At 37.9% G+C, this 10,763-nt stretch carries 10 protein-coding genes; 5 read left to right on the top strand and 5 right to left on the bottom strand.

What is annotated here, in order from left to right; all coding sequences use genetic code 11:
• Positions 1-175: 175 nt before the first annotated feature.
• Positions 176-970, top strand: a complete 795-nt coding sequence (gene map / locus KPC_RS13350; RefSeq protein WP_121974857.1) for a type I methionyl aminopeptidase — start codon at positions 176-178, stop codon at positions 968-970.
• 61 nt (positions 971-1,031) lie between these two features.
• On the opposite strand, the gene KPC_RS13345 is transcribed toward map, so the two are convergent.
• Together KPC_RS13345 and KPC_RS13340 are read right to left on the bottom strand one after the other, a co-directional pair.
• Positions 1,032-1,931: a LysR family transcriptional regulator gene (locus tag KPC_RS13345; protein WP_121974856.1), complete on the bottom strand. Its 900-nt coding sequence runs from the start codon at positions 1,929-1,931 to the stop codon at positions 1,032-1,034.
• 97 nt (positions 1,932-2,028) lie between these two features.
• Complete coding sequence (locus KPC_RS13340) at positions 2,029-2,451, bottom strand: HD domain-containing protein (protein WP_121974855.1); 423 nt, start codon at positions 2,449-2,451, stop codon at positions 2,029-2,031.
• 94 nt (positions 2,452-2,545) lie between these two features.
• On the opposite strand from KPC_RS13340, the gene KPC_RS13335 reads away from it, so the two are divergent.
• Positions 2,546-2,872: a hypothetical protein gene (locus tag KPC_RS13335; RefSeq protein WP_121974854.1), complete on the top strand. Its 327-nt coding sequence runs from the start codon at positions 2,546-2,548 to the stop codon at positions 2,870-2,872.
• Between the two features lie 7 nt (positions 2,873-2,879).
• Here the strand turns inward: KPC_RS13335 and KPC_RS13330 are convergent, their stop codons facing one another.
• Positions 2,880-3,845 carry a LysR substrate-binding domain-containing protein gene (locus KPC_RS13330; protein ID WP_121974853.1) on the bottom strand — a complete coding sequence of 322 codons (966 nt, stop codon included), beginning with the start codon at positions 3,843-3,845 and terminating at the stop codon, positions 2,880-2,882.
• A 251-nt stretch (positions 3,846-4,096) separates the two neighbouring features.
• Here KPC_RS13330 and KPC_RS13325 point away from each other — a divergent pair, with 251 nt between their 5' ends.
• From KPC_RS13325 to KPC_RS13315, 3 genes are all read left to right on the top strand, one after another.
• Positions 4,097-5,299 (top strand): acyl-CoA dehydrogenase, encoded by a 1,203-nt coding sequence (locus KPC_RS13325; protein ID WP_121974852.1) that lies wholly within the window; start codon positions 4,097-4,099, stop codon positions 5,297-5,299.
• A gap of 212 nt (positions 5,300-5,511) precedes the next feature.
• Positions 5,512-6,825, top strand: a complete 1,314-nt coding sequence (locus tag KPC_RS13320; protein ID WP_121974851.1) for an MFS transporter — start codon at positions 5,512-5,514, stop codon at positions 6,823-6,825.
• Between the two features lie 58 nt (positions 6,826-6,883).
• On the top strand, positions 6,884-8,092 hold the full coding sequence (locus KPC_RS13315; RefSeq protein ID WP_121974850.1) for a CaiB/BaiF CoA transferase family protein: 1,209 nt from the start codon (positions 6,884-6,886) through the stop codon (positions 8,090-8,092).
• A 38-nt stretch (positions 8,093-8,130) separates the two neighbouring features.
• Here the strand turns inward: KPC_RS13315 and KPC_RS13310 are convergent, their stop codons facing one another.
• Both KPC_RS13310 and ppk1 read right to left on the bottom strand, forming a co-directional pair.
• Positions 8,131-8,412: a hypothetical protein gene (locus KPC_RS13310; protein ID WP_121974849.1), complete on the bottom strand. Its 282-nt coding sequence runs from the start codon at positions 8,410-8,412 to the stop codon at positions 8,131-8,133.
• Between the two features lie 165 nt (positions 8,413-8,577).
• Positions 8,578-10,668: a polyphosphate kinase 1 gene (ppk1, locus tag KPC_RS13305; RefSeq protein ID WP_121974848.1), complete on the bottom strand. Its 2,091-nt coding sequence runs from the start codon at positions 10,666-10,668 to the stop codon at positions 8,578-8,580.
• Positions 10,669-10,763 lie beyond the last annotated feature (95 nt).

Raw genomic sequence — 10,763 nt, 5'->3', positions numbered from 1 at the left:
ATATTGTTTAATACAATAAAGAGAAAATTGAATGATTTATGATTTTGCCTTCTGGATATAGACGATAGTCGTAGATGGATTAAACGGAAAACTGAATTTAATTGATATTAATTCTCAATTTCAATATTTGATGTAAAAGGCATATAATATTTGGACTGAAAATGAGGAATCTGGAATGAAAGCTTCTGCTATTACCATTAAAACCGAACAAGATATTGAAAAGTTAAGAGTCTCAGGACGTTTGGCTGCACAGGTTTTAGAAATGATAGGAGAATATGTCAAACCAGGTGTTTCTACTGAATACTTAGATGATATCTGTCATGATTTTATTGTAAACAAGTTAAAGGTTATTCCAGCAAACATTGGTTATTACGGCTATACCAAAACTACCTGTATCTCTCCAAATGATATGGTTTGTCATGGAATTCCATCTGCATCCACTATTTTACAGGATGGTGACATTATCAATATAGATGTTGCGATTATCAAAGATGGTTATTTTGGAGATACTAGCCGTATGTATTATGTTGGTTCGATAAAGCCAGAAGCTAAACGCTTAGTGGATACGACCTATGAAGCTATGGTCGCCGGGATTCATGCGGTTAGACCTGGTGCGACATTGGGTGATGTTGGTTTTGCGATACAGACTGTTGCACATAGAGAAGGCTATAGTGTTGTTCGGGAATATTGTGGTCACGGTATCGGTAAAGTCTATCACGAACAGCCTAATGTTTTACATTATGGTCAACCTGGGCAAGGGCTGCGTTTAAAAAAGGGTATGGTCTTTACAATTGAACCTATGATTAATGCAGGTAAGGCACGAGTAAAAGAACTTAACGATGGCTGGGGAGTTGTTACCATGGATCACTCATTATCAGCTCAATGGGAGCATATGGTAGTAGTGACTGATTCTGGGTTTGAATTGTTGACTCCATGGCCAGAAGGTACGGGTATTTATCCTGCAATTTAGATTTATGTTTTATAAAGGGTATCTTGATTGAATATCAAGATACCCTTTAGTTATTGGTACGTTAATGTTCTGATAAATGTTCGACCAGATAGTCAATAAATACACGTACAGCAGGTAAAAGTCCTCGTCGTGATGGATAAACGGCATGGAAAATACCATGCGGGGACTTCCATTCTGGTAGTACACGTACCAGTTGTCCAGATTTTATGTAGTCACAGGCAATAGTATCTGGCAATAATGCAATTCCACAATTTTGGCTGGCTAGTTGTGCTAGCATCATCAAATCTGAACCCATAACAACAGGATTTATTTTAACTTTACGATGATGGTTATGGTCGTCATGTAAAACCAGTTGTTGTTCAAGATGTTCATCTGCCATGCTCAAAATACGATGTTCAGTTAAATCTTCTGGTTTTTTAAGCATACCAAACTCATTTAAATAGGCTTGGCTAGCAAATAAGTGCTGTTCGATACGCTGAAATTTTCGAATGACAAGGCTAGGGTCATCATCAAGGTTATCACGTACACGGAGGGCGATATCAATGCCCTCATTGATGACATCAAAACGTCGATTGCTTACAATTAGCTGAACCTTTACTTCAGGGTACTGTTTTAAAAAAGCTGGAAGTATTTTTGCAATTTCGTTTTGTGCAATAGAAACGGGAACAGTGACCTTAATCACACCGCGAGGCTGAATACTCAAGTGATCAACTAGGTCATGAGCAGCCTGAGCGGCATTCATCATCACTTGTGCATGACGATAAATATTCATGCCAATTTCAGTCACAGCAAAATGTCTGGAACTACGCTGAATTAGACGTACCCCTAAATTTTCTTCTAAATTATAAACTCGGCGGCTAAGCTTGGATTTGGGGATATCTGTTGCTCTTTCTGCTGCACTAAAACCTCCATGTTCAACAACAAGAGCAAAGCAATAAAAATCATCTAAATCGGTCAGCATGTTTTAAACATTCCATTTGTGCAACAAGATCACATTTTAAATGATTATCGTTGCAATTTATCACGATGGATATGTATTAATTGCAATAATTATACATTTAGCCAGTAATTAAAATTTGTCGTACCTGGCGATATTCTTCTAAACGTAATAAATCTTTTGCTGAAGGATGGGGGATTCGTGATAAGTCCATATTATCAGCGATATCTGCCAGTTTGACTAAGCGGGCAATTGGATTTTTTACAGCCCTGTAAGCAGCTTCTATTCGGGTTTCTCCGTCAGCTTTAGTCAATGCTAAAATGGCATCAATAATTTCCTGACTAAAGCCCAATGAGATTAGATCGACAACGGTGGTGTCAGTATCTTCTATAATATCATGCAAGACTGCGACAATTTGTTGTTGAGGTGTCTTCATCTTAAACATTAACCGAAGGGGATGCAGAATATAAGGAGATTGACCTTTATCAAGTTGTCCTGCATGTTTTTTTGCTGCTAGTGCAATCGCTTTTTCAAGGGTAGACATAGTATCCTGTTATATTTTTAAAAATTGCAATTCTTCCAGTGAATTAAAGTTTGGAGTTGTTTAAAATAGCGGTTTTCATTGTGTTATAAAAATTATGCCTTTTCAACTGATCCAGCTTGAAAATAATCAAGCAAATGTTTCATGTCCATTTTGTCATACCGATATTATTGACTGGTCACAAGAACAGTATGTTCAGCCATGTGAGCATACCTTGTTTGTTGCTATGGATTTGGGGTTTGAGTATATTTCTGATGTTTTTGAAGCAAGTTTGCCGCGAACTGTTGATGAAATTCATGATGATCCAGAAATGGATATGTTTGCTGAAATATCAAAATCATCAATAACAGACTTTCAGGTTTTCCGGATAGATCTGGGAGTAAAAGATATGTATCGATATGTTGGGGTGATCTCTAAGCTTTAAAATCTGTTCAGGGTGGATTTGGAAGCAGATGTTGTTGAGTTAGTCTTGCTTCTCGTTCTAGCCATTCAACAAACTTGGTTAGTAATGGTGCATTTTGTTGTTGTTCTGAATATACAAAATAATAAGAACGGGAGCCTTTCAATTTTATATTTGATGCGATCACTAAATCTCCAGAAGAAAGTTCTTTTTCCAGCAGCATCTGCGGAATCAGAGCGACTCCCATATGATGGGTCGCAGCAACTGCTAACATAGAGAAAAGTTCATGTCGTTGACCATCCATGGCATATGGATGATCTAGTCCAGCCACTTCAAACCATTCTTTCCATATATAGGGACGCGTGGTCTGTTGCAGCAGTGGCAGACTAGCTATCTGTCCAGCTGTTAAATCCCCTATAAAACAACCTATATTTGCTTGTAATTCTGGGAAGTGTTTATAAATCAGCTCAGGTGAGCACACAGGAACAACATCTTCATGCATCAGATAATGAATTTTTGTTCCTGGCCAGTTTTCAATCTGGGCATTGGTTCCAGCATATATAGCCGCATCAAAAATATGATCACTAAATAGAAAAGGTTTAGTGCTGGTTTCAAGGTGAATTGTGATTTCGGGATATATCTCATTAAATTTATAAAGCCTTGGCAGTAGCCAGCGCGTTGCAAAGGTTGGTACAACCCCAAGTTTTAATGTTCCGCCTAGTCCTTTATGAGACATCAAGTCTAAAGTACTTTGTTCAATACTTAATAAATGAGACTTGATACTTTTAAAATATTGTTCACCAGCATAGGTGAGTTCAACGCCATGACGTGTTCGGTTGAATAAGTTTAATCCTAAGAATTCTTCCAGTTGATGAATTTGTCTGGAAACAGCACTTTGAGTGATATTGAGCTCCTGTGCTGCATAAGTATAACTACGGTGTTTGGCAGCAGATTCAAAACACATTAAAGACTGTAAAGAAGGAATCATTCGTCTCATTTTGAAATCCTTATCAAATTGATCAGTTATTTAAAATAAACATATAAGATTAAGCCTAGCAAGTTTCCAATCTTTATTTATATGGATAAATTAACAATTTATTAAGGAATTCAGCATATCTAAAATTTTTATATGACTCAAGATATGATAAAAATGCATAGCTACATGATATTTTATCGTTTGAAGAAAAATGAAATACTGACTAGCATCAAATCCAATCAATGAAAACATCGGTAAAGGAAGCGGTGACTATGGCGAATTCAAAAGCACAATTTAACTGGCAAGATCCATTTTTGATTGAACAACAATTATCCTCAGAAGAACGTATGATTCGTGATGCAGCATATTCATATTGTCAGGATAGGCTTGCACCCCGGGTGTTAGAGCAATTTCGTAATGAAAGTGTGGATACCGCAATTTTTCGTGAAATGGGGGAGCTGGGTTTACTTGGTCCAACAATTCCCGAGCAATATGGAGGTGCTGGCCTAAATTATGTGAGTTATGGACTGATTGCACGTGAAATTGAAAGGGTGGATTCTGGTTACCGTTCAATGGCAAGTGTGCAAAGTTCACTGGTTATGGTTCCAATCAATGAGTTTGGCTCAGTAGAGCAAAAGCAAAAATATTTGCCGAAATTGGCTACGGGTGAGTTTATCGGATGTTTTGGTTTGACTGAGCCTGATCATGGTTCTGATCCGGGAAGCATGTCTACTCGCGCTAAAAAGGTTGATGGTGGTTATCGACTAACTGGTGCAAAAATGTGGATTACCAATAGTCCAATTGCTGATGTTTTTGTGGTTTGGGCAAAAGAGGTAACTGCAGAAGGAAATGTTGGCGCTATTCGTGGTTTTATTCTTGAAAAAGGCTGGGAAGGGTTATCAGCACCAGCAATTCATGGCAAGGTAGGATTACGTGCCTCTATTACAGGTGAAATTGTAATGGATAATGTATTTGTTCCTGAGGAAAATGCCTTCCCGGAAATTCGTGGATTACGTGGGCCGTTTACTTGTCTGGATAGTGCCCGTTTTGGTATTGCCTGGGGGGCGATGGGTGCAGCAGAGTTCTGTTGGCATACAGCTCATCAATACACGATGGATCGTAAGCAATTTGGTCGTCCACTAGCTGCTAACCAGTTGATTCAGAAAAAGTTGGCTGATATGCAAACGGAGATCGCCTTAGGTTTGCAGGCAGCACTTCGTTTTGGTCGTATGAAAGATGAAGGTATTGCCGCAGTAGAGGGAACATCGCTGATTAAGCGTAATAATTGTGGCAAGGCTTTGGATATTGCACGTGTGGCACGAGATATGTTGGGGGGGAATGGTATTAGTGATGAATTTGGTATAGCCCGCCATCTAGTAAACCTCGAAGTTGTTAATACTTATGAAGGTACACATGATATTCATGCACTCATTTTAGGTAGAGCGCAAACAGGTATCGCTGCTTTTAGTAATTAATTTGAAATTAATCACTTAGGTGTTCATTCATGAGCACCTCAGGATTCTTTTGCCTAAAAAATGGAAATTTGAGGATTCATTGTCGAAATAGCAATAAATAGCAATCAGGTATTAAGCTCAACGTGGAAGTAAAATAAAAACAAAGAGCTTTGTAAGTGAATGTACTAATAATTTCACAATGACTCATTTGGGAAAATGGGATTGAGATATAAATGAACAATGACGTTCAAAAAAATAGTGGAATTTTGGATATAAGGTTACCTTCGAATCTGGGTACTTATACAAAGATCAATGCAAATACATGGAAATGGGCACTATTATTTGCCTATTTCGCTATGGTGGTTGATGGCATAGACATTATGTTGCTGTCCTATAGCCTGACTAGTTTGAAGACTGAGTTTGGCTTATCCACTTTTCAGGCAGGTGCACTTGGAAGTGCATCGCTTGCAGGGATGGGAATAGGAGGAATTTTAGGAGGATGGGCATGTGATAAGTTTGGTCGGGTTAGAACCATTGCAAACTCGGTAACTTTTTTTTCAATTGCCACATGTTTATTGGGCTTTACGCAAAACTTTGAACAGTTTATGGCACTGCGTTTTATCGGTGCATTAGGAATAGGTGCGCTATATATGGCATGTAATACCTTAATGGCGGAATATGTACCAACCAAGTACCGAACTACCGTTTTGGGTACATTACAAACTGGGCAAACTGTTGGATATATCGTAGCGACGCTTCTTGCAGGTGCAATTATTCCAGAGCATGGCTGGCGAGTATTATTCTTTATTACTGTTATTCCCGCATTTATCAATGTATTTTTACAACGATTTGTGCCAGAACCTAAATCATGGCAACTCACCAGAATTGATCAATTAAAAGGAAAGACTGGTAAACAGGTTGTTGTGGAAAGACCCAAAAGTACAAGTATATATAAGCAAATTTTTGCCAATTTTAAGCACCGAAAAATGTTCTTATTGTGGATGACTACGGCCTTTTTCTTACAGTTTGGTTATTACGGGATTAATAACTGGATGCCGAGTTATCTTGAAACTGAAGTGCATATGAATTTTAAAAATCTGACCAGTTATATGGTTGGTTCATATACTGCAATGATTTTGGGCAAGGTTTTGGCAGGCTATCTGGCTGATAAGTTTAATCGTCGAGGAGTATTCGTTTTTGGCACGATAGCAAGTGCGATATTCTTGCCAATTATTATTTTCTTTAATACACCAGATAATATTTTGTACTTATTAATTACTTTTGGATTCCTATACGGTATTCCGTACGGTGTAAATGCAACTTATATGGCTGAATCATTTTCTACAGATGTACGAGGTACAGCTATTGGTGGAGCCTATAACATTGGTCGTGTCGGGGCTGCAATAGCGCCAGCTACGATTGGTTGGTTAGCATCTGGTGGAACATTTACCATGGCATTTATAGTTATGGGAGCTGCATATTTTATTGCAGGTGTATTACCAGGGCTATTTATCAAAGACCGTCAGTACGATCCACAAAAACAGTAAATTGATATTTAGGGAGATGAATATTTTTGTTTCCCTATTAAATGAAAAGGAAAAAAGAATGGGTGCATTGCATGGTATTCGTGTTTTAGATCTGAGTCGTGTTTTGGCAGGACCTTGGTGTGGGCAGATTCTGGCTGATCTGGGTGCCGAAGTCATTAAAGTTGAGCGCCCCAAAACGGGTGATGACACCAGACTGTGGGGGCCGCCGTGGATGCTGGATGACGAGCACAAGGCAACTCGAGAGGCAGGTTACTATCAATGTACCAATCGAAATAAATATTCTGTAGCTATAGATATTTCCACAAAAGAAGGCCAAGCCATCATTCATGATCTGGTAAAAGAAGCAGACGTGGTGATTGAAAACTATAAAGTAGGTTCATTGCAAAAATACGATCTAGATTATGCCAGTTTAAGTCAGATTAATCCGCAGTTAATCTATTGCTCCATCACGGGCTTTGGGCAGGATGGTCCCAGAGCACAGGATCCTGGTTATGATTTTATTTTACAAGGTATGTCTGGCTTGATGAGTATTACAGGTGAAGCTGATGCAGGAGCTCAAAAGGTTGGGGTTGCTGTAGTTGATTTGCAAACGGGGCTTTATTCAACCATTGCTATTCAGGCGGCATTACTCGCCAGACAACATACTGGTCGTGGTCAATATATAGATATATCTTTATTGGATGTGCAAATTGCTGGATTGGCTAATCAGGGAATGAACTATTTAACATCTGGAATTTCACCTGTACGTATGGGGAATGCGCATCCTAATATTGTGCCTTATCAGACTTTTCAGGCATCAGATAAGGAATTTATTATCGCATGTGGTAATGATAAACAATTTGTAGATTTATGCCATGCGATTGGCAAGCCTGAATTGTTAGATAATCCAAAATTTATTAAAAATCCTGATCGTGTGAAATATAGAGCGGAGTTGATTTCAACTTTAACACAGCATTTTTTAACTCAAACTGCTCAATACTGGGTAGATGCGATTCATGCACGTAAAGTACCTGTAGGAGTGATCAATTCTATCGAAGATGCATTGAATGAACCCCAGATACTACATCGGAAAATGGTCGTTCAATTACCTCATCAGCTTAATTCAAATTTCAGGGTTATCGGATCGCCTATGAAGTTATCAGATACGCCAGTAGAATATCGTCTTGCGCCCCCTTTACTTGGAGAGCACACGATAAAAATTCTAGAAAAAATTAGAACACAAGAACAACTAAATCAACTGAAACAATCTGGAGTTATCGGTGATTAATTTAAAAAGCGAGGTTTACTCGCTTTTTAATCTGAACATTAGATTTTATTTGAAGCATCAGCCAGGAGTATTAGCATTTTAAGTTGGGTTGAACTGACATCGAACTTATTGGCATCATATAGATAGTATAAATAACCATGATTAGGTACATTTTGATACGCAATAATCGGTTCAACTGTTTCATATGGTTTTAATGCCATAATAATTCGGTCAGCATATTGTGTTGCAGATGTTTTTGTTCCTTCAAGTACAGCAACACCATGGTTGATCATAGAGTTAACGGCATTGAATATATTTTCTTGTTGTTTAAAAATTTTCATTGATACTTATTCCGGTTTTTATTATCTAAATTGAAGATATGAAATAGCGTATATAAAAACAACAAGAAATTCTACATTAAGCAACATTTTGTATTAAATGACAAAGAAAAAATCATACACAATATGAAGAAAAGCAGGGTATATGACATCCATGTCAATTATTATTTATGCAGTAGGCGTGATAATACGCTCATCCATTAAATGTTGCTGTGCGATATAGCTTTCTTCACCTTCTGCTGCCTGTAAGGCATGCCATTGATCATTATTGTCTAGCTCCCAGGCACGAGTGTTATCTTTTAAATAGCTGAGAAGACCATCTTCAATAATTTGTTTACGTAATTTTTTATCTTCAATAGGAAAGCAGGTTTCAACTCGGGAAAACAGGTTGCGTCCCATCCAGTCAGCACTAGCACAGTAGAGTTTAATATCACCAGCATTGTGGAAATAATAAACACGAGTATGCTCCAAAAAGCGTCCTACAATAGAACGCACGGTGATATTTTCAGATAAACCCTCAACCTGTGGTCTTAAACAACAAATAGATCGAATGATTAAATCAATTTTTACACCTGATTGGGAGGCATGATACAAAGCAGCAATCAATTTAGGTTCAGTCAATGCGTTTACTTTGATGATAATTCTTGCGGGTTTTCCAGCTTGGGCATGCTGAATCTCATGTTCAATAAATTGTAAGAGTTGTGCATGTAAAGTAAAAGGTGCGTGAAATAATTTTTTAAGTTTTGCCATGCGCCCCATACCTGTAAGTTCCTGAAAGATCTTATGTACGTCTTCGCAAATATCCGGGTTAGTGGTTAATAGGCCATAATCCGTATACATTTTGGCATTACCAGCATGATAGTTTCCTGTACCCAGGTGCACATAACGCTTCAATTTCTCACCTTCACGTCTAACGATCAGGATCATTTTTGCATGCGTTTTATAACCGACAATACCGTATACAACTACAGCACCTGCCTCTTGTAATATATTGGCAACAGTGATGTTGGACTCTTCATCAAAACGGGCACGCAGTTCAATAATTGCAGTGACTTCTTTCCCATTACGCGCTGCCTCAGCAAGAACTTGTACAATTTCGGAATCTGGACCGCTACGATAAAGCGTTTGCTTAATTGCCAATACATTTGGATCATATGCAGCTTCCTTGAGCAAATTGATTACAGGTGCAAAAGAATCAAATGGATGATGTAAAAGAACATCGCGCTTACTGAGTACATCAAATATCTGGTGTGGATTGCGCAAGGCTTTTGGCACAATAGGCTGGTATGGTTTAAAACGTAACTCTGGAATATCAAAATTAGCAAACAAGCGTGCTAGATTTACTGGTCCTTTAACTTGAAATAAATGAATAGGGTCTAAATCAAATTGTTCTAATAAATAGTCATTAATAAAATCAGGACAATCATGAGCTATTTCAAGACGAACAGCACGACCAAAGCGGCGGGATGATAATTCATCTTTCAACGCGACAGCCAAGTCATCAATATCTTCTGCCAAAGTTAAATCGGCGTTTCGGGTTACACGAAATTGATAACATCCAGTTGCACTCATACCAGGGAATAGGTCATCAATGTGCTGCTGAATAATAGCCGAAAGTAAAATATAGTGTTCTTGCCCATTGGTAAGTTCATCAGGCAAACGTACTACACGAGGTAATGAACGGGGTGCAGGAACAATGGCTAAATCAATATGGCGTCCAAAAGCATCTTTACCTTCTAATGTTACGATAAAATTTAAGCTTTTATTCACCAAGCGAGGGAAGGGATGAGCTGGATCAAGACTAATGGGAGTAACAACAGGCTGGACTTGTTTAAAAAAATAATTTTTTATCCATTCCTTATGATGTTCTGAAATGTCATGATACTGAATGAAACGAACACCGTATGATTGAAGTTGTGGTAATAATATGTTGTTTAAAGTGTTGTATTGATCATCTACTGCTTCGTGAGCTATATCCGAAATCTGTTCAATAACGACTTCATTGGGGATAGCGTCTGGAGCAGTTGTAATGGCATTTAAGTCAAGTTGCTTCATCAAGCCAGCAACACGTATTTCGAAAAACTCATCTAGATTGCGTGAAAATATAATTAAAAAGTTTAATCTTTCTAAAAGTGGGTGATTGGAGTCTTTGGATTGTGCAAGAACACGTTTATGAAATTCTAAAAGAGATATTTCACGATTAATATATGTGTTGGAGCTATGTTGAAAATCATTAACTTGAGGAGCAAAAGGTGTCATTTAAATCACTAAGTATTTTGACCATTGATTTATAGTAGGATTAGTATATGACATATTTGTTACAGTTTAATGAATTGAAAAGATGGAACTCATAT

This window comes from Acinetobacter stercoris, from assembly GCF_900323515.1.
Lineage (GTDB): Bacteria > Pseudomonadota > Gammaproteobacteria > Pseudomonadales > Moraxellaceae > Acinetobacter > Acinetobacter stercoris.
The sequence above is the reverse complement of the archived record's forward strand: the minus strand, read 5'-3'. Positions and strand labels throughout refer to the sequence as shown.